The 26,491-nt window shown below is 65.3% G+C and carries 20 protein-coding genes; 8 read left to right on the top strand and 12 right to left on the bottom strand.

All coding sequences use genetic code 11. From position 1 onward, the window contains the following. Positions 1–445: 445 nt before the first annotated feature. The gene (locus ABQZ00_RS19275) at positions 446–1,339 is read left to right on the top strand and encodes a LysR family transcriptional regulator (protein WP_115526780.1); all 894 of its coding nucleotides are present in this window, start codon (positions 446–448) and stop codon (positions 1,337–1,339) included. A 540-nt stretch (positions 1,340–1,879) separates the two neighbouring features. Then, on the top strand, positions 1,880–3,079 hold the full coding sequence (locus tag ABQZ00_RS19270) for an MFS transporter (protein WP_311239145.1): 1,200 nt from the start codon (positions 1,880–1,882) through the stop codon (positions 3,077–3,079). 101 nt (positions 3,080–3,180) lie between these two features. Here ABQZ00_RS19270 and ABQZ00_RS19265 read toward each other — a convergent pair whose 3' ends face one another. The 3 genes from ABQZ00_RS19265 to ABQZ00_RS19255 form a co-directional block, all read right to left on the bottom strand. Further along, positions 3,181–3,990, bottom strand: a complete 810-nt coding sequence (locus ABQZ00_RS19265) for an oxidoreductase (protein WP_311239146.1) — start codon at positions 3,988–3,990, stop codon at positions 3,181–3,183. 150 nt (positions 3,991–4,140) lie between these two features. Further along, positions 4,141–4,929: an SDR family NAD(P)-dependent oxidoreductase gene (locus tag ABQZ00_RS19260; RefSeq protein WP_323538454.1), complete on the bottom strand. Its 789-nt coding sequence runs from the start codon at positions 4,927–4,929 to the stop codon at positions 4,141–4,143. 489 nt (positions 4,930–5,418) lie between these two features. Beyond that, positions 5,419–6,312, bottom strand: coding sequence for a LysR family transcriptional regulator (locus ABQZ00_RS19255; protein ID WP_323538663.1), 894 nt, complete (start codon positions 6,310–6,312; stop codon positions 5,419–5,421). A 371-nt stretch (positions 6,313–6,683) separates the two neighbouring features. Between ABQZ00_RS19255 and ABQZ00_RS19250 the strand changes: the two genes are divergently transcribed. Further along, positions 6,684–7,571 carry an alpha/beta fold hydrolase gene (locus ABQZ00_RS19250; protein WP_323538455.1) on the top strand — a complete coding sequence of 296 codons (888 nt, stop codon included), beginning with the start codon at positions 6,684–6,686 and terminating at the stop codon, positions 7,569–7,571. A 114-nt stretch (positions 7,572–7,685) separates the two neighbouring features. After that, positions 7,686–10,190 carry a S9 family peptidase gene (locus ABQZ00_RS19245; RefSeq protein WP_323538456.1) on the top strand — a complete coding sequence of 835 codons (2,505 nt, stop codon included), beginning with the start codon at positions 7,686–7,688 and terminating at the stop codon, positions 10,188–10,190. Positions 10,191–10,337: 147 nt separating this feature from the next. On the opposite strand, the gene gvpU is transcribed toward ABQZ00_RS19245, so the two are convergent. Next, positions 10,338–10,796: a gas vesicle accessory protein GvpU gene (gvpU, locus tag ABQZ00_RS19240; RefSeq protein ID WP_055853542.1), complete on the bottom strand. Its 459-nt coding sequence runs from the start codon at positions 10,794–10,796 to the stop codon at positions 10,338–10,340. Positions 10,797–11,216: 420 nt separating this feature from the next. Here gvpU and ABQZ00_RS19235 point away from each other — a divergent pair, with 420 nt between their 5' ends. Further along, on the top strand, positions 11,217–11,849 hold the full coding sequence (locus tag ABQZ00_RS19235; RefSeq protein ID WP_323538457.1) for a tetratricopeptide repeat protein: 633 nt from the start codon (positions 11,217–11,219) through the stop codon (positions 11,847–11,849). A 148-nt stretch (positions 11,850–11,997) separates the two neighbouring features. Here ABQZ00_RS19235 and ABQZ00_RS19230 read toward each other — a convergent pair whose 3' ends face one another. The 6 genes from ABQZ00_RS19230 to ABQZ00_RS19205 form a co-directional block, all read right to left on the bottom strand. Beyond that, positions 11,998–13,578, bottom strand: coding sequence for a gamma-glutamyltransferase family protein (locus tag ABQZ00_RS19230; protein WP_323538458.1), 1,581 nt, complete (start codon positions 13,576–13,578; stop codon positions 11,998–12,000). Beyond that, the gene (locus ABQZ00_RS19225; RefSeq protein WP_323538459.1) at positions 13,578–15,038 is read right to left on the bottom strand and encodes an AtzE family amidohydrolase; all 1,461 of its coding nucleotides are present in this window, start codon (positions 15,036–15,038) and stop codon (positions 13,578–13,580) included. The genes ABQZ00_RS19230 and ABQZ00_RS19225 overlap by 1 nt, the downstream gene beginning before the upstream one ends. 402 nt (positions 15,039–15,440) lie before the next feature. After that, complete coding sequence (locus ABQZ00_RS19220) at positions 15,441–16,985, bottom strand: adenosine deaminase family protein (protein ID WP_323538460.1); 1,545 nt, start codon at positions 16,983–16,985, stop codon at positions 15,441–15,443. Between the two features lie 118 nt (positions 16,986–17,103). Next, the gene (locus ABQZ00_RS19215) at positions 17,104–18,417 is read right to left on the bottom strand and encodes an NCS2 family permease (protein ID WP_323538461.1); all 1,314 of its coding nucleotides are present in this window, start codon (positions 18,415–18,417) and stop codon (positions 17,104–17,106) included. 400 nt (positions 18,418–18,817) lie between these two features. After that, positions 18,818–19,777, bottom strand: a complete 960-nt coding sequence (locus ABQZ00_RS19210; RefSeq protein WP_323538462.1) for a PDR/VanB family oxidoreductase — start codon at positions 19,775–19,777, stop codon at positions 18,818–18,820. 17 nt (positions 19,778–19,794) lie between these two features. Further along, a complete protein-coding gene (locus ABQZ00_RS19205; RefSeq protein ID WP_115558767.1) occupies positions 19,795–20,847 on the bottom strand; it encodes a Rieske 2Fe-2S domain-containing protein in 1,053 nt (350 codons plus the stop codon). 126 nt (positions 20,848–20,973) lie between these two features. On the opposite strand from ABQZ00_RS19205, the gene ABQZ00_RS19200 reads away from it, so the two are divergent. From ABQZ00_RS19200 to ABQZ00_RS19190, 3 genes are all read left to right on the top strand, one after another. Then, positions 20,974–21,891, top strand: a complete 918-nt coding sequence (locus ABQZ00_RS19200) for a LysR family transcriptional regulator (RefSeq protein ID WP_115515045.1) — start codon at positions 20,974–20,976, stop codon at positions 21,889–21,891. Positions 21,892–22,094: 203 nt separating this feature from the next. Continuing rightward, the gene (locus tag ABQZ00_RS19195; protein WP_323538463.1) at positions 22,095–22,901 is read left to right on the top strand and encodes a TatD family hydrolase; all 807 of its coding nucleotides are present in this window, start codon (positions 22,095–22,097) and stop codon (positions 22,899–22,901) included. Positions 22,902–23,227: 326 nt separating this feature from the next. Next, positions 23,228–23,728 (top strand): hypothetical protein, encoded by a 501-nt coding sequence (locus ABQZ00_RS19190; RefSeq protein ID WP_323538464.1) that lies wholly within the window; start codon positions 23,228–23,230, stop codon positions 23,726–23,728. Positions 23,729–23,938: 210 nt separating this feature from the next. Here ABQZ00_RS19190 and ABQZ00_RS19185 read toward each other — a convergent pair whose 3' ends face one another. Together ABQZ00_RS19185 and ABQZ00_RS19180 are read right to left on the bottom strand one after the other, a co-directional pair. Then, positions 23,939–24,607 carry a VOC family protein gene (locus ABQZ00_RS19185; protein WP_323538465.1) on the bottom strand — a complete coding sequence of 223 codons (669 nt, stop codon included), beginning with the start codon at positions 24,605–24,607 and terminating at the stop codon, positions 23,939–23,941. Positions 24,608–25,575: 968 nt separating this feature from the next. Next, positions 25,576–26,463 (bottom strand): LysR family transcriptional regulator, encoded by an 888-nt coding sequence (locus tag ABQZ00_RS19180; RefSeq protein ID WP_323538466.1) that lies wholly within the window; start codon positions 26,461–26,463, stop codon positions 25,576–25,578. Positions 26,464–26,491: the final 28 nt, after the last annotated feature.

Genomic DNA, 26,491 nt, shown 5'->3' with positions numbered 1-26,491 from the left:
CGATGGCGTGGCGACAGGCGCTTACCGAGCGGGCAGCGCCTTGAGATCGACTATACGAACCACCCCCGTCACCCCAAAGCGGTTTTTTTAGGGTCACGCGTTGCAAAAAATGCGACAGGCACCGTGGCCATGCGTCTCTTCCTCCATCGGGAGAAGGGGCCCGAAGGGCGGATGAGGGGCGCCGCAGAGCGCTGTCAGTCCCTGCAAGGACAAACGCCTCGCCACGCGCCTATAGAAGCGAGGCACCGCCTGCTTCGCCAAGCCCAACTCATCCCAACCCCCGCTCCACGCCCCGGCCCACGCTTGCGGCGCGGGCGCACCAATGCACGCACGCCAGGGGCGCGCACGCCGTGCCTTGGAGCCCCGCAGGAAAGTGGCGATAACCGCGCCGCCTCGAATCCAAACGGCTGCTACAGTCGGCGCATTCCATGAAAGAGATTCACCAATGGCGCGCGACAATTTCAAGGATTTGTTGGCGCTGATCGCCATCGTCCGCGAAGGTAGCTTCACCCGGGCCGCGGCCACGCTGGGCGTCTCGCAGTCGGCGTTGAGCCATACCATCCGTGGGCTCGAAGCCACGCTGGGCTTGCGCCTGCTGACGCGCACCACCCGCAGCGTGGCGCCCACCGAGGCGGGCGAGCGTCTGATTCAGACGGTGGCGCCGCGATTTACGGAGATCGAAGACGCGCTGTCGGCGCTGAGCGAAATGCGCGATACCCCCGCAGGCAACGTGCGCATCACCGCCACCGACTATGCCGCGCGCGCGATCCTGTGGCCCAAGCTGTCCAAGCTGCTGCAGCAATACCCCGACATCAACGTTGAAATGTTCATCGACAATGGACTGACCGACATCGTTGCCGATCGCTACGATCTGGGCGTGCGCCTGGGCGACCAGGTCGAAAAGGACATGATCGCCGCGCGCATCGCGCCGGACATGCGCATGGCGCTTGTTGCATCGCCGTCGTACCTGGCGCGCCGGCCGCTGCCGAAAACGCCGCAGGACCTCACCGCGCATCGCTGCATCAACCTGCGTATGAAGACCGCCGGTGGCATCTATGCCTGGGAGCTGGAGAAGGACGGCCGCGAAGTCATCGTGCGCGTGCAGGGCCAGCTGACCTTCAACGGCACCTATGAAGCGGTGGACGCGGCCGTCGACGGTTTCGGCATCGCGTTCGTGCAGGAGGATCTTGCCCGCGCACATATCAAGGCCGGACGCCTGCGCTGGATCATGAAGGATTGGTCGCCGACCTGGCCGGGCCTGCATGCGTTCTATCCCAGCCGCCGCCACTCGTCGCCAGCGTTCAATCTGGTGCTGGATGCATTGCGTTACAAAGGCTGAGGCGCGCGCGTGATGGCGGAGCACTCGTTGCAGGCGTGCGACGCGTTGCATGGATCTGCAGAGATCGGCCAAGCGTTGCTTATGTGAGTCGAACGGCGGCACCGTGAGCCAGGGCGTTGAACCTGAGAACCGGCGCCGCAGCCGCGCAGCTGCGGCAAAGATGGCGTCTGGATGGAGGCTGCACCAGCATTGCATTCGATCTGCTTGCCTGTGCGTGTATGGACGCACCGTCGAACTACCGTGCATCGCGCGCTTCACCACGATCATCCACAGACCACGCTCATGAGTGCACCTCATAAGCCCGTGCGGCGCAGGCGTCTTACTCCGCGCACGCGGACCACGTAACCTGCGCAACCTCCATACACGCGTATGCCGGCGCCGCGATCATGCGCTGCATCACGTTTGTCGTGCGGCCGAAGCAAGCGAGGGCCGTTGCAGTCCATCGCCGCCCGTAGCGTATCCATCCCGAACAGCACAGTCGCTTGCGCGCCGTAGCGCGCCCATGTGCCGTGTGTCCTGTCTCTTACCTAAGGCTTCCCCATGCCAGCCAACACCTTGACCACCGATACAGCCCAGCCCGATGCCGTTGTCGCGACCCGTCAGACCTGGAGCGCGGTCGGCTCGATGTCGCTGTGCGTTGCGCTGTTGATCGCATCGGAATTCATGCCGGTGAGCCTGCTGACGCCGATCGCCGCCGATTTGCACGCAAGCGCCGGCATGGCCGGGCAGGCGATCTCCATCTCCGGCCTGTTTGCGGTGATTGCCAGCCTGCTGATCGCGCCGCTGTCGTCGCGTTTGAACCGGCGCCATGTATTGCTGGGCCTGAGCGCGGTGATGTTGCTGTCGTTGTTGCTGATTGCCAGCGCACACAGCTTTGGCATGTTGATGGTCGCGCGTGCCTTGCTCGGCATCACCATCGGTGGGTTCTGGGCGCTGTCCACCGCCACGGTGATGCGCATCATGCCCGAGCATTCCGTGCCCAAGGCATTGGGCATCGTGTTTATCGGCAATGCCGTGGCAACCGCGTTTGCCGCGCCGCTGGGCAGTTACCTCGGCGCCATCATCGGCTGGCGTGGTGTGTTCTGGGGAATGGTGCCGTTGGTGTTGCTGGCCATTGCCTGGCAATGGCGCAGCCTGCCGTCGATGCCGGCGCAAGGTGCCAGTTCACTGCGCGATATCGCCAGCTTGTTGAAGCGCCGCTACGTCGCCCGCGCAATGCTTGCGGTGATGCTTGGCTTTGCTGGCGCATTCTCTGCATTCACCTACTTCCGCCCGTTCCTGGAAACCGTCGCGCAGGTCGATGTGTCGCAGCTGTCGTTGTTGCTGCTTGGCCTGGGTCTTGCCGGCTTCGTTGGCACCTACGCGGCCACCGCGCTGGTCGCCAAGCGGCTGTTCACCCTGCTCAGCGTGTTGCCGGCCGCACTGGGCGTCGTAACGCTTAGCATGTTGCTGGGCGGCCACGTGCTGTGGGCGGTGGCGGTGGCAATGATCGCCTGGGGCACGCTCAACGCGGCAATTCCGGTGGCGTGGTCCACCTGGCTGAGCCGCTGCATCAAAGATGCGCCGGAAAGCGGCGGCGGCCTGATGGTGGCTGCGATCCAGTTGTCCATCATGCTCGGTGGCGCGCTGGGCGGTGTGTTGCTGGATCACCTGTCGATCGGCGCCACATTCATTGGGGCAAGCGTATTGCTGCTGGCGTCGTCGCTGGTGGCTAGCAACGGCGCGCGGCTACAGCCGTGATGCCAGCGCCCTCGCCGGCACGGACGCAGCAACACGCAATGCGTGTTGCCTTAAGCGCCGTGCCAGCTGAGCTTCGCGCGGCGCGTACGCCAGGGCTGGAATCAGCCCATGCCGAATTGCTTGTGCAGCACCTTGTCCAGCAACGCGCGTGGCAAAAAGCGCCTGGCGAATGCGCCTTGCCGTGCCGACTTACCCGAGGGATAGCGCAGCTTGGGGTGCTGGTCGCGGGCCGCCCGCACGATGGTCTCGGCCACGCTGTCGGCGCTGTCGGCAACTGCCATCGCCGTGTCGTAGGCGCGCTGGTAGCTGGCGCGTAGCGCATCGTAGGCTGGCAGCAGGCGGTCCGCCGTTGCGGTGCCCGACTCGAAACCGGTCTTGGTGGCGCCCGGCTCGATGACCGCCACGCGAATACCGAAGCCGCGCACTTCATGATCGAGCGATTCGGAATAGCCTTCCAGCGCGTGCTTGGTGGCCGAGTAGTACGCACTGAAGGGTGCCGGCAGCAAGCCCAGACCCGAGCCCACGTTGAGGATGCGTCCGCTGCGTTGCGCACGCATGATCGGCAGCACCGCATTGGTCACCCGCACCACGCCATGCACGTTGGTGTCGAACAGCGCACGCACCTGCTCGATCGAGCTTTCCTCGGCGGCTCCGGTGATGCCGATGCCGGCGTTGTTGACCAACAGGTCGATGCGTCCTTCGCGCGTCTGTAGCGTGGCGATGGCGGCCTGCACCGACGCATCGTCAGTGACGTCCAGCGCCAGCAACGGAAAGCCGCGCTGCCCTGCATCGGCGCCGCGGCGGCTGGTGCCATAGACGGTGTAGCCGGCCGCAGCCAGTTGCGTGGCCGCGGCAAGGCCGATACCTGAAGAAGCGCCGGTGACCAGCGCCACGGGATGCTTGGATGTCATGGAATGTTCTCGATGGTCACGGTGAAGAAGGAGCGCGTTGCCACACGTGGAGCGTGCGATAACGCGTGGCTGTGTTGCTGTGCAGCCGGCTGACGCGCGGCGTGCAGGGCTGTTGTGGCCTCGCCCGCGCAGCCGCGTCGTGGATTGCGCTTAGGTGCTGGTGTGATACCGCTCGGCCGCATGCGCCTGGCGCAGGTCCGACAGCAGGCCCTGGCGGGCGCCGTCCAGTGCGTCCCAGCGTTCGGCCACGTGCAGCGGCGGGATGGTGATCAGCTCGCGGCGGTCGAAACCGACCAGCGCCGCATCGACCAACTCCTCCACGTCCATGACCTCGGGCAATGCATTGACGTCCATCCCGGCGCGCTCCCAGATCTCGGTGCGGGTGGCGGCCGGCAGCACGGCCTGCACGTAGACGCCCTTGGGCGAGAGTTCCACGTGCAGGCCCTGCGACAGGAACTGCACGTAGGCCTTGGTCGCGCCATAGACGGTGGCGGCGAACTCCGGCGCCAGCCCGACCACCGAGCCGAGGTTGACGATGGCGCCGCGACCGGCAGTGGCAAGGCGCGCGGCCACCGCCGCCGCGAGGCGGGTCGGTGCGGTGGTGTTAAGCGCGACCAGGCGCTCGATGCTGGCGGCATCCTGGTCCAGAAACCCGCCGGACTGCGCAATGCCGGCGTTGTTGATCAGGATCTCGATCTGGCTGTCGTCGCGCAGGCGCGCCTCGACCGCCTCCAACTCAGAGTGGCTGGTCAGGTCTGCCTGCAAGACGTCGACCGTGACGCCGTGGGCGTCGCGCAAATGCGCGGCCAATGCCTCCAGGCGCTGCTTGTCGCGCGCCACCAGCACCAGTGCATGGCCGCGCTGCGCAAAGCGCTGGGCATAGACGGCGCCAATACCACTGGAAGCGCCGGTGATCAGAACAGTGGGACGCGTGGTCATGACAGGTCTTCGGGTTGAGATGGAATTTATGATGATTATCATCATCTAAAAAAGCAAGCGTTTGCTGATGCTCGATATCGGGTCCTGCCAAGGACTGGTTGGATGGGCGCCGCGCGTGCCCGGGCAATCGGCCGGGCAGGGTGTTGTTGGGTAGGCGCGGTGTAGCCCCGTGCAGCGCTGTCGCCAGACTGGCGTTGCATCGACAATCCGAACGGCTGCCTTGGGACTTGCGAAGTCCGCTGCGTCAACGTGACCGGTGACGAGCGCTGTTTAACGCCGTGGCGTACGCATCCTGCGTGCGCCTGCCAGGTCTACATCCCCGGGCGTCGGCTGTCTCGGCAATGCAGTCGCAGCCGGCTAAGCCAGCACTGTTGGGCCGTGATTCCGGTGCACTCATCGAGCAGGCGCAATGCAGCAATCCCGTCGACGTGGCCTGACTGGCTAGCCGCTGCATGAGGGGACAACCCGAGAACAGTGGCGGCGAAACGTCTAGCTCAGCGATGCAGCAGAAATCAGATCCTGCCGCAGGGCATCCACGCAGTCGTCGACAAACGTGCGCACCTTGGATGAGCCCCGACGGCCTTCCACGTAGACCACATGTACCGGTTCCGGTGCGATCTCGAACGTCTCGAGGATGCACGTGAGTGTGCCGTTCTGGAGGTATTCGCGGATCTGGTAAGACGGCACTTGCGTCAGTCCCCAGCCCTGTACCGCGGCGCCGATGGCGGCCTTGGACGAGGTCACGCTGAGGCGTGAGCCAACCTCGACCAGAGACTCACGCCCATCGATGCGAAACGGCCACTTGGGTGCGCGCTCCGAAGATGCGACCGAGAGGGTGCGGTGCTGCAATAGATCGTCTGGGTGCTGCGCAATGCCGTGTTCTGCCAGATAGCCCGGCGACGCGCAGACCATGCGACGCACACTGCCCACCGGGATCGCGGTCAACGATGAATCGGGGAGTGCGCCGATGCGCACCGCGACGTCGATGCCCTCGTCCAGCAGTGGTAGCACGCGGTCGGCCAGAATGGCGCGTGCTGTGACCTTTGGGTAACGACTGAGAAAGCGCGTCAACACCGGCATGACATGCAACGCGCCGAACATCTGCGGAGCCGTCACCGTCAGCGATCCGCTGGGGAGTGCGTGCAACCCGGCTGCTGTGTTTTCGACATCCTCCAGGTCGGCCAACAGGCGTCGGCAGTCGATGGCGTACTGCTGTCCAGCCTCGGTGAGCCGCATGGTGCGGGTGGTGCGCACCACCAGCAGCACGCCGAGGCGTTTTTCCAGCTGCGCAATGGTGCGCGTCACCGTGGCGGTGGAAATGCCAAGGCGGCGCGCGACGCCGGCAAAGCTCGCTTGCTCTGCAAGTGCGGCAAACAGCGTCATTTCCTGGATGCGATCCACCGGTGCCTTACGCCTGGTTATCGCCACAGAGTAGCAGTGCGCCGCCGATGCACGGTGCAGGGCAGGGCGTGTGCAGGGAGCGCCGCAGCATTGCGAGCGCCGCAATGGTCAATTGATGGGCGCGGTGGTTCTGCTGCTGCGAAGCGAGGCCTAGCATGTCGATCACTTCATCCGATCTTCGACGTGCCATGACGCAGTCCCACTCACCCATCATGCTCAATGCCGATCACGCGATTGAACTCGGCCGCCGCAAGATGCTTGTTTGGTGCATCGGAACGGCAGTCGCGCTGGGCGCCGGCAGCCTGCATGCAGGCGCGCTTTCCGGCAACACGCAGACCAACAAAGGAGCCGCTATGTCTCATGATCCAAGCATCAACGTGACCTACAAGACCCAACGCGTCGGCGATGTCGAGGTGTTCTATCGCGAAGCCGGGCGCGCGGATGCGCCTGTGTTGCTGTTGCTGCATGGCTTCCCCAGCGCCAGCCACATGTTCCGCGATCTGATGCCGTTGTTGACAAGCCGCTACCGGTTGATTGCACCGGACCTGCCGGGCTTCGGCAATACCAAGGCGCCGCCACGCGGGCAGTTCGATTACACCTTCGAACAGCTTTACAAGGTGATCGAGGGCTTTACCGAAGTACTGGAACTGCGCCGTTACGCGCTGTATCTGTTCGATTACGGCGCGCCGGTCGGGTTTCGTCTGGCTGCGGCAAATCCGCACAAGGTGAGCGCCCTCATCAGCCAGAACGGCAATGCGTACCTGGACGGCTTCAGCGACCAGTGGGGTGCGTGGCAAGCGTATTGGCGCGACCCGACTGACGCCAATCGTGAAGCGTGCCGCGCCACCTTGTCGCCGCAGACCACGCGCGACTGGCAATACGGCACCGGTGCCGACCCGAGCAAGCTCTCGCCCGATGGCTACACATTGGACATCGCGTACATGACGCGCCCCGGTGCGGAAGACATCCAGCTGGATCTAATCTTGGATTACCGCAGCAATGTAGCGGCCTATCCGGCATTCCACGCGTATTTCCGCAAGCATCAGCCGCCGTTGCTGGCGGTGTGGGGCAAGCACGATCCGGCCTTTATTCCGGCGGGCGCGCAGGCGTATGCCAAGGATCTGCCGAAGGCCGAAATCCATCTGCTGGACACGGGGCACTTCGCGCTGGAAACGCATGCGCCGGAGATCGCGCAGTACATCGGTGAGTTCCTGCAGCGGACGCTCACGGCATCGGCGTAACCGGCGCGTTTGCACGCACGCTGCGGGCGTGGCGACAGGGCTGCGTGCGCACGCAGATGTGGGGCTGCAGGCGCGTGCTAGTTTGCTGCGATCATTGCCCAGAGAACGACCGAGATGCTCAGCGCGTACCGATGGAGCGGATGGCTGGTGCTTGCCAGCCTGTTACCGGTGTCTGCCTTTGCCGGCACGCCCGATGGCGGTTACCGGCAGCCGCCGGAGCCGCTCTTGAGCGTGTTGCGCGCGCCGCTCAATCCATCGCCGCGGCTGGATCCCACCGGCAAGACCCTGTTGCTGGTGCAGCGCACGCAGTATCCACCGATCGCGCGCGTGGCCGAGCCGTACCTGAAGCTGGCCGGCGTGCGGGTGGAGCCGCGCACGCATAGCCGTCACGACATGTCCAGCGGCTACGGCATTCGTTCCTGCCTGGAAGGCTTCAGCCTGGTCGACGTCGCCACTGGCAAGCAGACCGCGGTGACCCTGCCGGCCGGCGCCTGCCCGGCAGCGCCGGTGTGGTCGCCGGACGGGCGTCGCTTCGCCTTCAACAACACGGCCGCCGATCGCGTCGAGCTCTGGGTGGGCGAGGTGGCCACCGGCAGCGTTCGCAAGATCGACGGTGTGCAACTCAACCCGGTGCTGGGTGGCGAAATCCAGTGGTTGGGCGGCAGCGACACCTTGCTGCTGAAGACAGTGCCGCATGACCTGGGCGCCGCGCCGCGCAAGGCGGCGGTGCCACCGGGCCCGGAGGTCAAGGAAACCATCCAGGGCAAGGGCGAAAGCAGCACCTACGAGGCGCGCGACACGCTCTCCAGCCCAGAAGACGAGGCCTTGTTTAGCTACTACGCCACCTCCCAGCTGCTCATGGTGGATGCGGCCACCGGCACCCAGCGCAAGCTCGGTTCGCCTGCGGTCTACAGCAACGTGGATGGCGCGCCCGATGGCCGCCATGTGCTGGTGGAGCGGTTGAAGCAGCCGTATTCCTACGTCACTACTTATGCGCGCTTCGCCCACGAGGTGGCGGTGCTGGATCTGGCCAACGGCAGCGAGCGCAGGCTGGCCGATCTGCCGGTTGCCGACCGGGTGCCGGTGCAAGGGGTTGCGATCGGCCCGCGCGCCTACTCCTGGCGTGCCAATCAACCGGCCACGCTGGTCTGGGCCGAGGCGCTGGATGGGGGCGACTGGAAAACCAGCGTGCCCGCGCGCGACAAGCTGATGACGCTGGCTGCACCGTTCACCGCCAAGCCGCGTGAACTCACGCGCGTGCAGCAGCGCTATGCCGGCCTGTCGTGGTTTGCCGAAGGCGGCCGGGCGCTGTTGGACGAGTACGACGAAAACCGCCATTGGCGTCGCACCACGCTGCTGGATGCCGACCGCCCCGGTACTGCCGGGCGGGTGTTGTTCGACTTGTCCACCGACGACCTGTATGCCGATCCCGGCGTGCCGGAAACGCATCTGCTGGCCAACGGCCAGGCCGTACTGCGCGAAGAACAGGGTGCGTTGTTCCTGAGCGGGCAGGGCGCCTCACCGGCGGGCGACCGGCCGTTTCTGGATCGCTATGCACTGGCCAGTGGCAAGACCCAGCGACTGTTCCGCAGCGACGCCAGTGTGGACGAACTGTTCTTCGGCTTTGCCGGCGATGACGTGTCGCGCCTGCTGACCTGGCGCCAGTCGCCGACCGACCCGCCCAACGTGTATCTGCGCACGCTGGGCCAGCCGTTGCCGACGGCGGCGACGGGTGAGGCGATCCTTGCCTCCACTGCCACGCCGGTCACCCGTTTCCCGGATCCGACCCCGCTGGTGCGGCAGATCAAGAAGCGTCTGGTGACCTACAAGCGCAAGGATGGCGTGGAGCTGTCGTTCACCCTGTACACGCCGCCCGGCTATAAGGAAGGCACGCGCGTGCCGGCGATCCTGTACGCCTACCCGCTCGACTATGCCGACCCCTCCAAGGCCGGCCAGGTCAGCGGCGCCAGCGAGCGCGACTTCACCCGCCTCAGCTACTACCAAGTGCTGCTCTTGGCCGGTTACGCGATCATCGACGATGCCGCCTTCCCCATCGTCGGCGACCCCAAGACCGCGTACGACACCTACCTGCAGCAGCTGGTGGACGACGCCACCGCCGCGGTAGACAAGGCAGTGGAGCTGGGCGTGGTCGACCGCCAGCGTATCGGTGTCACCGGGCATAGCCACGGCGCGCTGATGACGGCCAACCTGTTGGCACACACCGACCTGTTCCGCGCCGGCGCCGCCACCAGCGGCAGTTACAACAAGACGCTGACGCCATTCGGTTTCCAGAGCGAGCGCCGCTCGTTCTGGGCCGCGCCGGAGATCTACGCGCAGGCGTCGGCATTCTTCCACGCCGACAAGATCAACGAGCCATTGTTGATCGTGCACGGCATGGACGACGCCAATCCCGGCACCGAAACCACCCAGGCACCGCGCTTGTTCCAGGCGATTCGTGGCAACGGCGGCACCGCACGGCTGGTATTGCTGCCGTTCGAACCGCACTGGTATACCGCACGCGAATCCACCGAAGACGTGGTGGCCGAGATGCTGGACTGGTTCGATCGTTACGTGAAAAATGCGCCGCCGCGTGAGACGGCCGGCAAGCCAGCGCGGTAAATCATGGGCCACTGGCGCTGGCTGGAACAGCGGCGGCAACGCACGCAGCCTTCGCCGTTGTGCAGCGCTGCAGCATGCCTGGAGATCCGTTCGAACAGTTTGATGTGAGGTGGCGAGCACCTCACATCAATGCCGAGCCTATCGGGCTTAGTCTGCCGACAGCGATCCCAGCGTAAAGCCGGACACGGCATTGACCTTGCCGCGCCACAGCACGCCGCGGTTGCTCGGCAGCGGCTGGCCGCCGGGCGAGAAGCAACGTGACTCGATCAGGTGAATGAACTGCGGCGGCCTGCTGCTTTGCTGCGCATCGTCCTCGGTGTCGTAGATGCTGGCATGGCTGGCGAACGCGCGACGGATATCCTCTTTTTCCTCGGCATCGCCGGGATAGGCAGCGGAAAATTCCTGCGCAAACGCCTCGAAGTACTGCTTCCCGCTAACCAGCTGGCCGGAAACGATGATGCCTTCCACAAACAGCGTGATGCCGAACTGCACGTTCGAGGTGTTGACGGTTGCGACCAGCTTCTGCAGATACCAATCCAGGCTCTGGCCGTCGAACGCCAGCTTGACGTCTTCCAGACTCGGTTGATTGTCTTCTTGATCTGTCATGTGGCTCTCCTTGGTGGAAGGTTTGATACGTCTGTCGAAATAAGCGCGGCGACCTACCTACTCATCGCCCCGCATGCCCAAGAAAGCAAGTGCATCACTGTCCAGTGATTGGCGCAGTTGGGTCCGCTATGGTCGCCTTGGAGAGCATGCCCAGAGTCTATGACATGTTCACCTTGTCGGCCTGCTTCGTCCGGAATCTCGATCCTAAGCGCCAGCGCGTACTGCTGCGCAGGCTATCTGCTCGCGTGCGTGTTCGATTGGGGTGTCGGTCAACGTTTGTTCTTGAGCACCGGGCAGTCGCGGCGCAGCTTGGCGGTCCGCAGCGGTGTGAGCGACGGCTGGGCATAGGCCTGGATGACCACGGTTCTCTGCGGAACGTGCGCGGCTGGAGGTGGCTTGCTTCGACACGTGTCAGCCTTGATGGCTCGCCATGCCTGCCTCTTCATTGAGGAGCGCCGATACAATCACACCGCGTCGAGAGAACAGGTCAATCGTCGTGGCTACCTGCTAGGCGGTGGATTTCAAAAAAAACGCCATCGGCTGCGTGTTGCCCAGCCAGCACTGGAAGATGTAGAGCCACTTGCGAGGCTGGTTGCCGAGCCAAGAACGGGCATGCCATTGCAACGATTTGGCTCGGTTTCGATCAAGATTTACCTGTGTCGTCCAAAAAGAAGCGCGCCGCCAATGAAGACTGTAGAAGCTTGCAACATGCTGGTTCAAGAGGGATATCTCTCTCCAGAGAAGTGGGAGGCGAATCTTGCGCAAGCTCAGCGGCTGCTTTGCGAAGCGCTGGTGGACGATTCAGACAACCCGCTCCTGCGCACCTGTCTGGGTGCGGTTCTTTGCGATCAAGGCCAACACACAGACGCCGCACTGCAATTGCGCCATGCGATAGCGCACGGCTCACAAGACAGAAATACCTTCTTCAATCTCGGGGTTGCACTGCTCAACTCCAGAAACGGCAAGGACGCCATGACGTTCTTCGACAAGGCACGATCATGTCAGGCCTCGCCTCTGTCCTGGCAGGCGTACTTCGACCCTCAGGCGCACTGAATCGATAGGGTGATGTGCAGTCTTTGAGCTGCGGCCTGGGATGCGTCAGTCTGCATTTGATCTGTGTGGTCCCCAGGGTTGAAAAACGCGCTAAGTTTTGGCTTCCCTGATCTTGTCGGCCCGCTTGGGTAACTCCAATCCCCAACCCTCACCACCCAGCCACCGCGCCATCTGAGCGCGGGTCACTGGCGCCGCTGATCACGCCATCCACCTCGCGCACCAATGCACCGGCATGGCCCATCACCGAGGTATGGGCGGGCAATAGTTCCACTGCATGTCCGGCGTCGCTTAGTGCCTGTACCACGGCCGGGTCGAAGCGGTCTTCCAGCTTCAGCGAGGTGCTGTCTTCGCCCCAGGTGCGGCCGAGCAGCCAGCGCGGTGCGGTGATGGCTTGTTGCAGCGGCATGCCGTAGCGGGCGTAGCGCGAGAACATCGCCGCCTGGGTTTGCGGTTGGCCTTCGCCGCCCATGGTGCCGTAGGTCATGACGCGGCCGTCGTCGAAGGTGGCCAGCGCGGGGTTGAGGGTGTGGAAGGGTTTGCGCCCTGGGGCGAGGGCGTTCCAGCCATCGGGTGCGAGACGAAAGCTGCAACCGCGGTTTTGCCAGGTGATACCGGTGCGTGGCAGGACCAGGCCGGAGCCGAATTCGAAATAGGTGGACTGGATGCAGCTGACCGCGCGGCCATGCGCGTCGATGGCGCCGAACCAGACAGTGTCGCCAGCCTGCGATGGTTGCGGCCACGGCAACGCGGTGGTCATGTCGATGCGCGCGGCGAGTGCGTCGAGCGCGGCGCTATCGTCGAGCAGCGCCTGTGCGTCGAGCGACATCCAGGCCGGGTCGCCGATGTGCGCATCGCGGATCAGGAAGGCTTGTTTGGTGGCCTCGATCAGGCCGTGCAGATGCGCGTAGCTGTCCGGCTGGTCGGCATGCAGGCGATCGAACAAGGCCAGGATCAGCAGCGAGGCCAACCCTTGCGTGGGCGGTGCATGGTTGTACAAGCGCGCACCGGCGATGGCGACCGACAGCGGCACGCTGGCGTCGGCGCTGTGCGTGGCCAGGTCGTTAGCCTGCAGCGGGCTGCCGAGCGTGTGCAGATCGGCGGCGATGTCGTCGGCCAGGGCGCCGCGGTAGAAGCTGTCCAGCCCATCGCTTGCCAGCCGCTGCAGGGTGCGCGCGAGTTGCGGCTGCTGCAGCACTGCGCCTTCGTGCAGGGGCGCGCCACGTGGCTCGAAGATGCGCGCATACGCGCCGGGCAGGCAGCGCAGTGCATCGCCCTTGCTGGCGGCGACGTGTGCACCGCCGAGGGTGATGGGGACGCCTGCGTCGGCGTGATGGATGGCCTCTTGCAGCAGCTGCGGCAAGGGCAGTGCGCCACCGGCCTGTTGCAGCGCCAACGCCCAGCCGGAGACAGTGCCAGCCACGGTGTTGGCTGCACCGGGGCCGCGCCAGGGGATCTGCGTGTGGCCGCGATAGAAGTCCAGCGTGGCCGCCTGCGCGGCGCGGCCGCAGGCATCGATGGCGTGCACGCGGCCGTCGGGCTCATGGATCAGCCAGAAGCCATCGCCGCCGATGCCGGTCATGTGCGGATACACCACGGCCAGGCAGGCGGCGGTGGCGACGGCCGCTTCGATGGCGTTGCCGCCGGCGCGCAGGATGTCGCGCCCGGCCTGTGCGGCCAGATGGTGCGGGGCGACGACCATGCCGCGACGTGCGCGCAAGGTGTGCAGCATCAGGGTGTCTCCGGCGGCGCGCTGAAGGCGAGCAAGCCGTCGCGCTCGAGTTGTGCGGCGAGCGCGAACAGGCGGTCTTCGCGGCCGGGTGCGGCGATCAACTGCACCCCCAGCGGCAGGCGCCCCGGACGCGGCAATGGTGCGGCCAGCACCGGGCAGGCGGCCAGGCCGAGCGGTTGGGTGAAGATGCCGAGATTGGCGCGCGCAGACACGGGCAGGCCATCGATCACGATGGTGTCCTGATCGATGCGCGGCGCAACGCAGGGCGTAGCCGGGGCGATCAGCACGTCCACGTCGTCCCACAGCTGTTGCATGGCTGCGCGAAACCAGTGTGCGAAGCGGTGTGCATCGGCCACCGCGCTGGCCGGCAGCTGCAGACCGGCGAACAGGCGGTCGCGCGTGGCCGGGTCGAATTGATCGCCGTGCGTGGTGAGTGCTGCGCGATGGCGGTGACCGCCCTCGGCCGCGGTGAGTACGAAGGCAGCCGCGCGGGCGCGCTCTGCTTCCGGCAATTCGACGAGCGTGCTGCTGTTGCACGCGGTCAGCAATGCGCCGATGCCGGCATCCAGCTCGGGATCGAGATTGCGTTGAAACCAGCCGCCGAGCCGGGCGATACGCAGGTTGGCGACGTTGCAACTGCGCAGCGCATGGCCGTGCATGACTTCGTACACGCGGCGCAGGTCGGCCACCGAGTTAGCGAACGGGCCGACCACATCCAGTGCATCGACGAACGGAAACACGCCCTCCAACGGCACGGCGCCATGGGTGGGGCGCAGGCCGTACACGCCGCACAGCGCGGCCGGCACGCGGATGGAACCGTTGGTGTCCGAGCCGAGTGCAAACGGCACTAGCCCGGCCGCCACCGCTGCCGCCGAGCCGCCGGACGAACCACCGGCCAGATGCCGGTGATCGTGCGGGTTGGCGGTGGTGCCGTAATGCGCGTTGACCGTGGCAAAGCCGTAGGCGAATTCGTCCATGTTGGCGGTGCCCACCAGTACCGCGCCGGCGTCGCACAGGCGTTGCACCACCGCCGCATCGCGGCTGGCGGGCGCGCACTGCGCGCGGACCACGGCGCCAGCGGTGGTGACCTGGCCGGCGACGTCGAACAGATCCTTGACCACGAACGGCACCCCGGCCAACGCACCGCCATCGCTGCCGCCGGCCAGCGCAGCCTGTACGCGCGCAGCATCGGCAGCGGTGCGTGCGGGCAGCAGGCGGGTGATCGCGCATAGGCGGTCGTTTGCCTGGTTGATGCGCGTGAGCGTCTGGGTGGCATGACGTGCTACCAGCGTGGGCTGGCTGCGGGTGGTGCTGACAATCGCTGCGATCTGGCCGCGCGGGGTGGTGGTGTCCGGTGATGCGGGACGCGGGACGATGAAGTTGGCGAGTAGCTGCGCGTGGCCGCGCAGGACCTCGCTATTGCGATCGATGCCGGCCTGCCACTGCGCTGGGAGTTGCATGGGGTCACCTTGGGTTGCTGGGAGTGCGGCGGGTGTGTGGTGCGTTGCTGGACCGCGGCGCCTGCGGCTGTGGGGCCAGGCGACGCTGCGGATGCGCGATCAAAGCACGATGCGGCGGGAAAGTGCGGCGATTTTGTCTCAGCGTGTTGCGCTCTGGACGCTAGCCGCTTTCTGCGGGTGATGCGTTAGGTGAGGGTGCCCGATAGGTTGGGGATGCGTGGGGCACTGGTGGCGCGCAAGTGGGTCATTGCGCTTGGCGCGGGGAAAAGGACGGCAGTGCGGCGACGATGGAGCGGACCTCGCATGCGTAGGAGCGTGCCTGCGCGCGATGACGCTGTATCGATGAAGCCCATCACGCAGACGCGCTCGCATGTTGCGTGTTTCATATGCGTGGTCTCGGCCCTAGTTGCGCTGCGCCAGCAACGTGCGCTCGTACTGCGCCAGGTCGGCTTCCAGCTGCCATTGCAGACGTGCCTTCTCGCTGGCCTTGCGGAACTCGGCGCAGGCCGCATCGTCGGTTTCGCGCTGCATCGCTGCGGCACAGGCCGGCACGGCGGCGCCTTCGGCGGTCCACAGGCTGTCGCCCGGCAGAAAGCTGTAACTCAGGCCGTTGCGTGCCAACTGTTTAAGAGTCGGGTAGTCGATGGCTTGCTCCTGCATGGCACGCTGATATTCGTGGGTCATGTCCGCACGCGAAACGCCGGCATCGTCGGTGGACAGCACCACCGGAACACCGGCGCGCAGATACATCGCCAGCGGGTGCGCGGCGCTCTTGACGCCCAGAATCACATCGTTGCTGGTGAGGTTGATTTCCACCGCGACCTGTTGGCTGCGCATCTGTTGCAGTAGCCCGTTGGAATCGTCTTCGTAGGGCAGATCCACCCCATGGCCGATGCGCCGCGCACCGGCGTCCACCGCCTGGCGGATATGCGAGCGCAGTTGCGCTGGTGGCACCAACCCCAGCGTCAGCTCGCCGGCATGCAAGGACAGCGGCACCCACGGATAGCGCGTAGCGAAGAAGCGGAACATCGCCATATGCCGGGTGTAATCGGCCAATGCCACCGGGTGGTCCTCGGGCGCGACGATATTTACCGCCACCGCGCGACTGCCGCCAGCGGCGATCAGGGCATGCGCAAGCGCCATCTGCCCGAACACCATCGGTTGCGGCAGCACGCGCAGCACATAGGGTACGTAGCGATAGCTCACCTGGCAGCCGGCGTGCGCATCGGCCTGGTCGCAGCGCAGGACGCGGCGTACCTGCGTGTCGGTGGCCGCCAGCTCGCGTTGTGCGGCCTGTACCAGCGGCGGCAAGGCGCCCTGCAGGGTGCGCAGGTTGGCGGCATCGTCATCGCCGCTCCACGGCAGCGACTGCATGCGCTGCGCTGCCTGATCCATCTGCGGCGGGTTGGCGATGATCTCCACATACGGCACGTGGTCGCGTGCGGCCTGGTCGAGCACCGCAGCCACGGTGTCTGCTACACGCGCACGCACTACCGCGTCGAACTTGCCGAAGGTGCTGAAGAACTGGTCATGCCCGCTGGGCTGGGCAGCATTAGGAAGAAACTTGCGCATCGACAATGCATCGACCACCCGCCCGTACAGCGCCGCATTGCGCGCGGCCAGCCCGCGTGCGGGCTCCTGCCCCTGACCGCACGGCGCAGCGCGCAGGCTCAGGTCGTCCAGCTGCACGCAGGCACCGTCTTCGCTGGCCCATTGCAGATAGTCCTCGGCATACACCGAACCGGAGAGATGATTGTGCAGGTCGCCGCCCTTGGGCATGGCCTGCAGCCACGCGCGCAATTGCGCGGGTTGCGCGGCCGCGTCGTGAAACAACTGCGCCACCTGCTGCTCGCGCTGCTGCGCAGGCACTTGCGCAGGACGTGCGAGCGTCATGCCCGGTAAAAAAGTGCACAAGGCAAGGATCAGACAGCGATAACGATGTGGCATGCGGTGAGCTCTGGGAAAGAGGCGGCAATGCTGTGGCGCTGCCGGTTGCGATGCAGCTTGCCGCGCGACGCGGTGCGTGGCCAGCGGGTGGTGAGATGGAACAGGCCGGGCGATCCGTTCATTCCAACGCATAGCGCAGCACGAACAGGCCGGCAATCGCCCAGGTGGCCGGATGCACCGCGCGCCAGCGGCCGCTGCCCAGCTTGAGTGCTGCGTAGGTGATGAAGCCGAAGGCCAGGCCGGTGGCGATGGAGTAGGTGAGCGGCATCGCCAGCATGCAGATCGCGGCCGGTAGTGCGTCGCCGACATCGTCCCACTGGATCTGCGTGCACTCGCGCAGCATTACCGACGCCAGGTAGATCAGCGCCGGTGCGGTGGCATACGCCGGCACCATCGCCGCCAATGGCGAGAACAACAGCGCCAGCAGAAACAGCGCTGCCACCACCAGCGCGGTGAGGCCGGTGCGCCCGCCTGCCTGCACGCCGGCCGCGCTTTCCACGTAGGCGGTGGTGCTGGAGGTGCCAAGCAGCGAGCCGGCCAGGATGGCGGTGCTGTCGGCGAGCAGGGCGCGGTCGAACTGGCGACGGTGCGCCGGGGTGCGCAACAGGCCGGCGCGCTGGGCCACGCCCATCAAGGTGCCGGTGGCATCGAACATCTCCACCAGCACGAACACCAGCACCACGTGCAGCACGGCGGTCAATGCGCCGCTGCCGCCATTGCCTTGCAAGGCGCCGGCAATATCGAGCTGCAGCAGGGTAGGCGCCAGGCTCGGCGGCAGCGACAGCACGCCCTGGTACTGCACCAGACCCAGCGCCAGCGCCGCCACGGTGACCGCCAGGATGCCCAGCAACATCGCCCCACGCACGCGGCGGACTTCCAGCACGCCGATCAGCAGCAGCCCCGCCAGCGCAAGCAGCGGTTCGGGACGACGCAGGTCGCCCAAGGTCACCAGCGTCTGTGGATGCGCCACCACCAGCCCGGCTTTTTGCAAGCCGATCAACGCCAAAAACAGGCCAATACCTGCCGCAATCGCACTGCGCAACGCGGGCGGAATGCCATCCACCAGCCAGCGCCGCGCGCCGGTGACGCTGAGCAGCAAGAACACGCAGCCCGAGACGAACACCAGCCCCAACGTCTGCTGCCAGCTGTAGCCCAGCGTGCCGACCACCGAGAAGGCAAAAAACGCATTCAAGCCCATGCCCGGCGCCATACCGATGGGATAATTGGCCAGCACGCCCATCAACAGCGAGCCGAGCGCGGCGGTCAGACAGGTCGCCACGAACACCGCGCCGTGGTCCATGCCGGTGGTGGCCAGAATGTCCGGGTTGACGAAGACGATGTAGGCCATCGTCAGGAAGGTGGTGGCGCCGGCCAGAACCTCCGTGCGCACGCTGCTGCCATTGGCGGCAAGCGCAAATCCTTGCCAGCGCATCAGCATGCACCTCTGCAAGGGCGGGCGAAGGCGATCACACAAACAACCATCGGCAGACATCTCATCGACACAGGGGGACACGCGCGGTCGCGGTGGACGCACGCGGGGCGATCATCTTGCACTCTGCGACGGCGGTTGCCACGGACCTTGGGCACGGAATGCGGCGCAGGCGCGTTGCGTCTTGCGTAGCAGGAAGGCATGCCGGCACCTGCCTGGCTGGGGTTGTGCCAACGTTGCGCTGTGCCTGCCTCAATCGTCCCGTGCAAGAAGACGCAGCGCCCACGCCTGTCCGCAGGCTTCGGCGGCGCTGGCGCGTGCATCGCGCTGCTGCGTTACCCGCATCACCCACCTGCGCGCCCGCTGTCGTCCTGTCTGCGCACGCGCATGCCGCACGGAGCGCTCAAAGATCCAGCACCAAGCGCGGCGAACGGCTGCGCGAGCAACACAACGTGATCTGCGCATTGGCGGCGCGCTCGCTGTCGCTGAGCACGCTGTCGCGGTGATCCGGTGTGCCGGCGATGACGCCAGTCAGGCAGGCACCGCACATGCCTTGCTCGCAGGACAGCGGCACCGCGATACCGGCATCCAGCAAGGCGCTGGCGATGCTGCAATCGGCCGGCACCTGCACCACGCGGCCACTGGCGGCCAGCTCCACTTCGAAGGCGTGGTCCGCATCATGCGCGAGGCTGAACTCGGCGGGGGCGAAGTGTTCGCGGTGCAGCTGCGCCGCCGTCCATCCATGCGTCCTGGCAAGTTGGGTGAAGTGGTCCATGAACGCGGCCGGCCCGCACAGATACAGTTGATCGCGCGCACCTGCCTGGGCGAGTGCGTCGGGCACATGTACGCGCGGACTCTGCCCGCCATCGCTCAGATGCACGTGCACCTGTCCATGGCTGAAGCCCTGTTGCAGCCGCTGCACGAAGGCCACATCGGCATGCCGGCGTGCGTAGTAATGCAGCACGAACGGCTCGCCACGCGCTTCCAGCGCTTCGGCCATCGACAGCAGCGGGGTGATGCCGATGCCGGCGGCCAGCAGCACATGCCGCTCGCCCGGATGCAGCGGGAACAGATTGCGCGGGCTGGAAATCTGCAGGCGGTCGCCGGTACTGAGCTGCTCGCACAGGTGCCGCGAGCCACCGCGCGAGGCGTCGGCCAATTTGACGCACAGCAAATAGTGATCGCGCGCATGCGGTGCGCTGGCAATCGAATACTGCCGAATCAAGCCATCCGGCAGATGCAGGTCCACGTGCGCGCCGGCCTCGAAGGCAGGCAGCTCGGCATCGATTGGTTCCAGCCGGATCGCACGCTGGCGATGGCCCTGGTCGACCACCGCGGCAACGCGCACTTGATGCAGGCTCATGGCAGTGTCCTTGGCGGTCAGCGCAGAAAGAAGTCGCTATAGCCCTGGCTGCGCAGGCCACGGCGATAGGCGATCGAGCTGCGGTCGGCCGGGATGTGCACCTCCAGCAGTGGGTCCAGCGGCAGGTATTCGGGCCGCTGCGCTTCGACCATGGCGCGGTCCTCTTCGAATACGCGAAGGTTGAAGGCGTGCACGTCTTCCACCGGCAGATGGGTGTCGAAGTTGCGTGCGATCGGCACCAGCAGCCGCGTCTTGTGCTTGGACACCGGGCTGGCGGCATTCATGATCACCAGCCGCTTGCCCGGTACCGGAAAGTGGATGGTGAGCGTGGCGGTAAACGGCAGATGGATTTCGAAATGGCGTAGCCACTGGAAGCTGGGGTCCACGTCCGGCAACGGCATGTCCACCGAATAGTTGGCCACGCTGCTGAGGTAATCGGCGTTGAAGCCTGTGGGCGTTTCGGTGGTGGTGTAGGCCGGCACCTCGCGCTTGTCCGGCTGGGCGAAGGTGGCGGTGTGCACGAAGGCGAAATGCGCCACGTCGATGAAGCCTTCCAGCTGGCGCGCGGCGCTGCCGCCGATATCGAACGCCGGGCACACGATCTGCTGGAAGCCGTCCTCGTCCCAACCCGGCATCGGCGGGATCTGCACCTCGGCCGCGCTCACTCCGGCCGGTTTGGCCAGGCACACCCAGATCAAGCCGTAGCGCTCGGCCACCGCATAGGTGTGCAGGCGCATCTTGGCCGGGATGTTCTGAGTTGGGCTGGCCGGGATGTGATTGCAGCGCCCGCCCGCGCCGAAACGCAGGCCGTGATACGCACACACCACGCCGCCACCGTCGGCAGTGCCCATGCTCAGCGGCACGCCGCGGTGCGGGCAGACATCGCGCGCGGCCACCAGCTCCTCGCCCAGCCGGTACAGCACCAGCGGCTCGTCCAGCAGGGTGGCCTTGAACGGCGCCTGCCCCACCTCGCTGCTCAGCGCCACCGCGTGCCAGTGCTGGGCCAGGCGCTGCCAGTCGGCGGCTTCGAAGGTGCAGTGCAGCGGCAGGGCGGGGACGGCGACATCCATGGGGCGGTCTCTGGCGTGAGGCGGGAGCGGTGCCCGATTGACTCTAGGAAGCCGGGGGTGTGTGATCAAACATCGTTTTTCCGCCAAGCCATTGCAAAAAATGCAACACCAACCGAGCCCCGCCGCATGCTGACCTTCTCCCGCTTCACCCGTTACTTCATCGAAGTGGCCCGCTGCGGCAGTATCCGCAAGGCGTCCGACGTGTTGCACGTGTCCGCCTCGGCGATCGACCGGCAGATCCTCAAGGCCGAAGAGGAGCTGGGCGCGCAGCTGTTCGAACGCCTGCCGGGCCGGCTGCGGCTTACCGCCGCCGGCGAGCTACTGCTGGTGGATGTGCGCGGCTGGGAGAAGGCCTACGCGCGCACCCTGGAGCGCTTCGACGAACTCAAGGGGCTGCGCCGCGGGCATGTGGAGATCGCCATGATCGACGCGCTCAGCGAAGGCGTGGTGCCGGCAGCGGTGGCCGCGCTGGTGCAGGAATACCCGGGCATCACCTTCAATCTGTCTACCGCGCGCAATCAGCGGGTGATGGAAATGGTGACCTCCGCCGACGTGGATATCGGCTTGCTGCTGGACCCGGTGAGCAGCGTGGACCTGGAGGTACGTGCGTTTGCGGATATCCCTTTGGGTATTGCCATGCCGGTCGGGCACCCGTTGAGCACGCGCACCGAGCTGCAGTTGAGCGAAACGCTGGAGCACCGACTGCTGCTGCCTGCCGCCCCGCTGATCGTGGGCGAGCACGCCAAGGTGCTGTACCAGCGCCAGCACATCGACGTGAAGCGGCTCACCCACTGCAACGATGTGCGCACCCTGCGCGGACTGGTACGCGCGGGTGCGGGCGTGGGCCTGATGTCGTGGTTGGATGCGGCGCCCGACGTGGCCGACGGGCGACTGGCGTTCGTGCCGTTCCGCCAGCACCTGACCAAGCCGATGACGCTGGCGTTGTGCGTGGCCCCGCAGCGACAACTCTCGCGCTCGGCGCAGCTGGCAATCCAGGCGCTGGCGGCGAAGATCGATGCGATGGTGGTGCCGGTGGTGGGGTAAGTGTGTTGCGCAAGCGGCCCTCACCCCTGCCCCTCTCCCGCAGGCGGGAGAGGGAACGGCAACGCGTTTGTACAGGCGGATGGCATGCAGACGCCGCAACGGCTATCCCTTCTCCCGCCTGCGGGAGAAGGTGCCCGCAGGGCGGATGAGGGCAACGCTCACCCAGTACAATCGCATCTGCTCTTTCAGGCCACACCCGCACCATGCAGTTGATCGATATCGGCGCCAACCTCACCCACGATTCCTTCGATCGCGACCGCGACGCCGTGTTGCAACGCGCACGCGAGGCGGGCGTGGCGCAGCTGGTGATCACCGGCGCCAGCCGCGAGCATTCGCCGTTGGCCCTGCAACTGGCGCAACAACATCCCGGAGTCTTGTACGCCACCGCCGGCGTCCACCCGCATCACGCCGTGGAATTCACCGCCGAATGCGAGACCGAAATGCGCACGCTGCAGGCGCATCCGCAGGTGGTGGCGGTGGGCGAGTGCGGGCTGGACTACTTCCGCGATTTCGCACCGCGCCCGGCCCAGCACAAGGCCTTCGAGCGCCAGCTGCAACTGGCCGCCAACAATGGCAAGCCGCTGTTTCTGCATCAGCGCGACGCGCACGACGACTTTTTGTCCATCATGCGCAGCTTCGACGGCAAGCTGGGTGCGGCCGTCGTGCATTGCTTCACCGGCACGCGCGAAGAACTGTTCGCCTATCTGGATCGCGATTACTACATCGGCATCACCGGCTGGCTGTGCGACGAACGCCGTGGCGCGCATCTGCGCGAGCTGGTGCGCAATATTCCCGCCAACCGCTTGATGATCGAAACCGACGCGCCCTACCTGTTGCCGCGCACGCTCAAGCCCATGCCCAAGGACCGCCGCAACGAGCCGATGTTTCTGTCGCATATTGTGGAGGAACTGGCGCGCGACCGCGGCGAAGACGTGGCGGTGACCGCTGCCAACAGCACCGCTGCGGCGCGCGCATTTTTCCGTTTGCCCGCGCCTCAAGCGGCCAGCTGAAGATACGCAGTTATCGGCTGCCGCATCGCCGAGATATCGCATCGAGGAAGTGAGCGCTGGTTATCCGCACCATCGCGCGCTGTTTCGTGCATGGACGATGGTGCCGAAGACACGATGGCTACCGTTCGATAACCCGCTGCCCGCCAGCGCGTGTGCACTGCGCTAAAACCGCCAGATTCACGGCGATCTCGTCATGGAGACCAGGGCACTTAACGGCACGACGTGCAGCTGGACGTTAATGCGATGGTGCAGCGTGCAGCCACGTAGCGCGTTGTCGAGTGATGTGCCGGTGTTGTCACGCGCAGGTCGTCATGCGGTCACCGCCAATGTCCACCTTCGCCGACGGGCAATCGGCCCTCGCACTGAAGGGAAAGACCATGCGCATTTCTCGTTACCTGGAGCGCGGTGTGTTCGCCGTGGCTGCAGTGCTCACCTTGACCCTTGGCGGCGTCACGTCGGCCTACGCGGATTCGTTCAAGGTCAGTGGCAATCTGTCCTATCGCTCGACCGAGGTGAAACGCCTCGCCAATTGTGCGGCGACGCACTGGTACAACAAATCCGAATCGGGCGCCAAGCTCACCGGCTGCGACAATGCCGACAAGGATGCTTACTGGGACGCGATCCATTTGTCCGCCGCAACGCAGATGGAGATCGTTGGCGAGCGTGTTGGCTATTACAAAGGCGCATGCCCGCCCAAGCGCGGTTATGCGTACATCAAGTGCTACTACGTGGGTGGCCACGCGCGGGGCAATCCGGTCATGACGGTGGCGGTGGAGTCGTCCGGCCTGGGTGGGATGACTGCCCATGTGACCTGGTACTACCTCTGAGTTTGCAATGCGACCGATGCACTGCGCTGCCGCATCGGTGGCTGCGCAGTGCATGCGTTGAGCACGTCAGCCAGTGGGTGTGCGATGGCAGAGCGCCGCGCTGCGGCTATCGCCCATCAGCACGGCAGCGGGGTAAAGCATGCATGGTTGAAGTGACGGCGATGCGGCGCGACGCCGCCTTGCACTGCAAAGCCAACGTGGTGCCGTGACCTAGGCAGCCAGCAATTCCCAGCCCTGCGCATCGCGCAGCCGCAGGCCCGGCTGTGGTGCATCCACGCTGACGCGCAAGCCGTCGGCCCACGGCAGCTGGCGTTGTTGCGGGAACCAGCACCGGCGCTGATCCACCACGATCAACAAGCCTTCATCGTCGCCCAGCGCGACAAAGCCTTCCACGGCCGGCGCGAACGGGTGCACGCCGAAATGATGGCCAACGCTGCTGGTCACCGCGGCCACGTTGCTGCTGGGCAGGCCGATCTCGCTCAGGCACAGCAGTTCGCTGCCATGAAATATGCCCTGGCCGGTGGGTGTGTCTTGCAGTGCATTGCGCGCAATCAGTTCGAGCACGGCGCCATCGGGGCCGGCAAAGTAGACCGAACGCGATTGCCACACGCCATCGAGCTGGAAGCGTTCCTGGCCAGCGGGATCGGTGAGCGGCGTTGCACGTGCGCCGATCCAGGCCGCCGCTGCATCGAAGCGCGCAGGCGCCACGTTGAAAGCCAGGTGCACGCTGCCCACAGGCTGCTGCGCCTGGATGCATTCCAGCGTGCTCCAGCCGATGCGAACGCTGTTGCCCGACAGTGGCAACTGCAGCGTATCTGCATAGAAGCGCAGGCTGAGGGTCGGATCGAGGCAGGGTAGAACAAGGTGGCGCAGTTGCATGGCGATACTTCTGTAGCGGGGAAGTCCATATTGAACAACCTCAATCACGGTTGAGATCAAGACCCCGTTGCCAACAAAGCGCTGTCGTCGTGATGGCAGGCCCGAACCTGATCGCGCTAAATGTGACCGGAATATGTCGCATGGCGAACCCGTGGGGCATTACACGAAGTTGCCTCCGTTTTTTTGCAGAGCCGTCAAGTAGAGTCCGGATGTGATTAGCGATTGTCACTGCGCGCAACAGCGTATGCAAGTTGCCATCCTTGGGTGGAACCCATTGCACAATGATGACCGCGGTCACCGGAAGTCCCGTCAAATGGGTTTCTCATCTTTAATCGATCAAAATCCGGGAGTGAATAAAAATGAGCATAAAGAGTTCGTTTATGGCCGCCAGCGTGCTGGCAGCATCGCTGTGCTTTTTGCCGAGTGCCAATGCCCAGTTGAGCCGGGATTACCATGTGTTGATGGTCGGTGTTCCGAACAGCAGTAACATCAACTCAGTTTATGTGGTTGGCAGAGGTATCAATAATACAGGATTTGAAACGTGTATTAGAGTGACTCGTGGAAACGATCGTGGGGCAATCACGTGGGTTACACCTCCCCAATCTCTGGTGGCCAACGGAACACCCGTAACCATTCGTGGATTTACTTCAACTCGTTGTCTGAACGGCATCGTGCTACGTAGGATGTCGACTGTCCCAGGGTTTGACCGTCTTACAAATTTCTGGTTCTCACTGCGCTGATATCTGTCGCGCATATCACTGCTGCAGTCAGGGCATGTCGTTGGCAGCAGTGATACGTGGCAGCATGAACCTTGTTCCAAGCAACGGATTACCCTGGGGGTAGGCGTAAAGTGGCGAGAGCGGTGCGGCAAGCCAGTGCGCAGGTGTGGAAAGTGCCGCGCCCGCTGCCGGGCGCGTAAAGGGCGATCAGCCGCTTGAGGTCGTTGCGACGTCGGTTCTTGATTACATTCAGATCAATTCCGCCAGCCCCCGTAGATGGCGCACCAGCGGAGCGCTGTCCAGCGCGCCCGGTGCAACCGCCAGGGCCAGTCGAGCGAGCGGCATGCGTCCTTCGATATCCAGGTAGCGCACGCCGGGACGCTGCAGTTGCGCGGTGGACGCGGGCACCACCGACACGCCGAGTTCGGCGGCGACCAGGTTGATGATCGACGACATCTGCGGCGCCTCCTGGGTGATACGCAAGGTCACGCCCGACTCGCGGCAGGCAGCGAGGATTTCGTCGTACAGGCTCGAACCGAAGCTGCGCGGAAACAGGATGAACGGCTCGCCGGCCAACGCCGCCAACGGCGCGCTGTTGCGGGCGGCCAGCGGGTGCGCCGCCGGCACCGCGATCTTCATCGGCTCATCGGCAAAGCGCAGTAGCTGCAGGTCCGGTGGTGTGCTCAGCCCGTAGCGGACGAACGCCGCATCCAGGCGGCCATCGGCCAGGCCCACCAGCAAGCTGGCGGTGTTGGTTTCTTCCAGCAGCAGTTCGACCTGCGGCCATTGCCGGCGGAAATCGCGGATCAGGCGTGGCACCACCGGGCTGAAGGCGGCCGAGGCGGTGAAGCCCATGCGCAGCCGGCCGGATTCGCCGCGCGCCACACGCCGGGCGGTTTCCGCGGCGCGCTCCACATCGGCCAGCACCCGGCGCACTTCGCCGAGAAAGGCCTCGCCGGCCGGCGTCAGTTCCGCACCGCTATGCGTGCGGCGGAACAGCGGCGTGCCCAGCTCGCGCTCCAGTGTCTGGATCTGCTGGCTCAGCGGCGGCTGGCCGATGCCGACCCGTGCCGCAGCGCGGGTGAAGTTGCCTTCCTCGGCAACCGCCAGGAAATAGCGCAGGTGACGCAGCTCCATGGTATCTGTTTCATATATGGCAACTGCC

The sequence above is a fragment of the Xanthomonas sp. WHRI 10204 genome, from assembly GCF_040202875.1.
Classification (GTDB): domain Bacteria; phylum Pseudomonadota; class Gammaproteobacteria; order Xanthomonadales; family Xanthomonadaceae; genus Xanthomonas.
This window is presented reverse-complemented; position numbering and strand designations above follow the sequence as displayed.

Coding starts and splice junctions, on each gene's coding strand:
- ABQZ00_RS19275 (WP_115526780.1), top strand. CDS start 446: ATGGCGCGCGACAATTTCAAGGATTTGTTGGCGCTGATCGCCATCGTC.
- ABQZ00_RS19270 (WP_311239145.1), top strand. CDS start 1,880: ATGCCAGCCAACACCTTGACCACCGATACAGCCCAGCCCGATGCCGTT.
- ABQZ00_RS19265 (WP_311239146.1), bottom strand. CDS start 3,990: ATGACATCCAAGCATCCCGTGGCGCTGGTCACCGGCGCTTCTTCAGGT.
- ABQZ00_RS19260 (WP_323538454.1), bottom strand. CDS start 4,929: ATGACCACGCGTCCCACTGTTCTGATCACCGGCGCTTCCAGTGGTATT.
- ABQZ00_RS19255 (WP_323538663.1), bottom strand. CDS start 6,312: ATGACGCTGTTTGCCGCACTTGCAGAGCAAGCGAGCTTTGCCGGCGTC.
- ABQZ00_RS19250 (WP_323538455.1), top strand. CDS start 6,684: ATGTCTCATGATCCAAGCATCAACGTGACCTACAAGACCCAACGCGTC.
- ABQZ00_RS19245 (WP_323538456.1), top strand. CDS start 7,686: ATGCTCAGCGCGTACCGATGGAGCGGATGGCTGGTGCTTGCCAGCCTG.
- gvpU (WP_055853542.1), bottom strand. CDS start 10,796: ATGACAGATCAAGAAGACAATCAACCGAGTCTGGAAGACGTCAAGCTG.
- ABQZ00_RS19235 (WP_323538457.1), top strand. CDS start 11,217: ATGGCTCGCCATGCCTGCCTCTTCATTGAGGAGCGCCGATACAATCAC.
- ABQZ00_RS19230 (WP_323538458.1), bottom strand. CDS start 13,578: ATGCTGCACACCTTGCGCGCACGTCGCGGCATGGTCGTCGCCCCGCAC.
- ABQZ00_RS19225 (WP_323538459.1), bottom strand. CDS start 15,038: ATGCAACTCCCAGCGCAGTGGCAGGCCGGCATCGATCGCAATAGCGAG.
- ABQZ00_RS19220 (WP_323538460.1), bottom strand. CDS start 16,985: ATGCCACATCGTTATCGCTGTCTGATCCTTGCCTTGTGCACTTTTTTA.
- ABQZ00_RS19215 (WP_323538461.1), bottom strand. CDS start 18,417: ATGCGCTGGCAAGGATTTGCGCTTGCCGCCAATGGCAGCAGCGTGCGC.
- ABQZ00_RS19210 (WP_323538462.1), bottom strand. CDS start 19,777: ATGAGCCTGCATCAAGTGCGCGTTGCCGCGGTGGTCGACCAGGGCCAT.
- ABQZ00_RS19205 (WP_115558767.1), bottom strand. CDS start 20,847: ATGGATGTCGCCGTCCCCGCCCTGCCGCTGCACTGCACCTTCGAAGCC.
- ABQZ00_RS19200 (WP_115515045.1), top strand. CDS start 20,974: ATGCTGACCTTCTCCCGCTTCACCCGTTACTTCATCGAAGTGGCCCGC.
- ABQZ00_RS19195 (WP_323538463.1), top strand. CDS start 22,095: ATGCAGTTGATCGATATCGGCGCCAACCTCACCCACGATTCCTTCGAT.
- ABQZ00_RS19190 (WP_323538464.1), top strand. CDS start 23,228: ATGTCCACCTTCGCCGACGGGCAATCGGCCCTCGCACTGAAGGGAAAG.
- ABQZ00_RS19185 (WP_323538465.1), bottom strand. CDS start 24,607: ATGCAACTGCGCCACCTTGTTCTACCCTGCCTCGATCCGACCCTCAGC.
- ABQZ00_RS19180 (WP_323538466.1), bottom strand. CDS start 26,463: ATGGAGCTGCGTCACCTGCGCTATTTCCTGGCGGTTGCCGAGGAAGGC.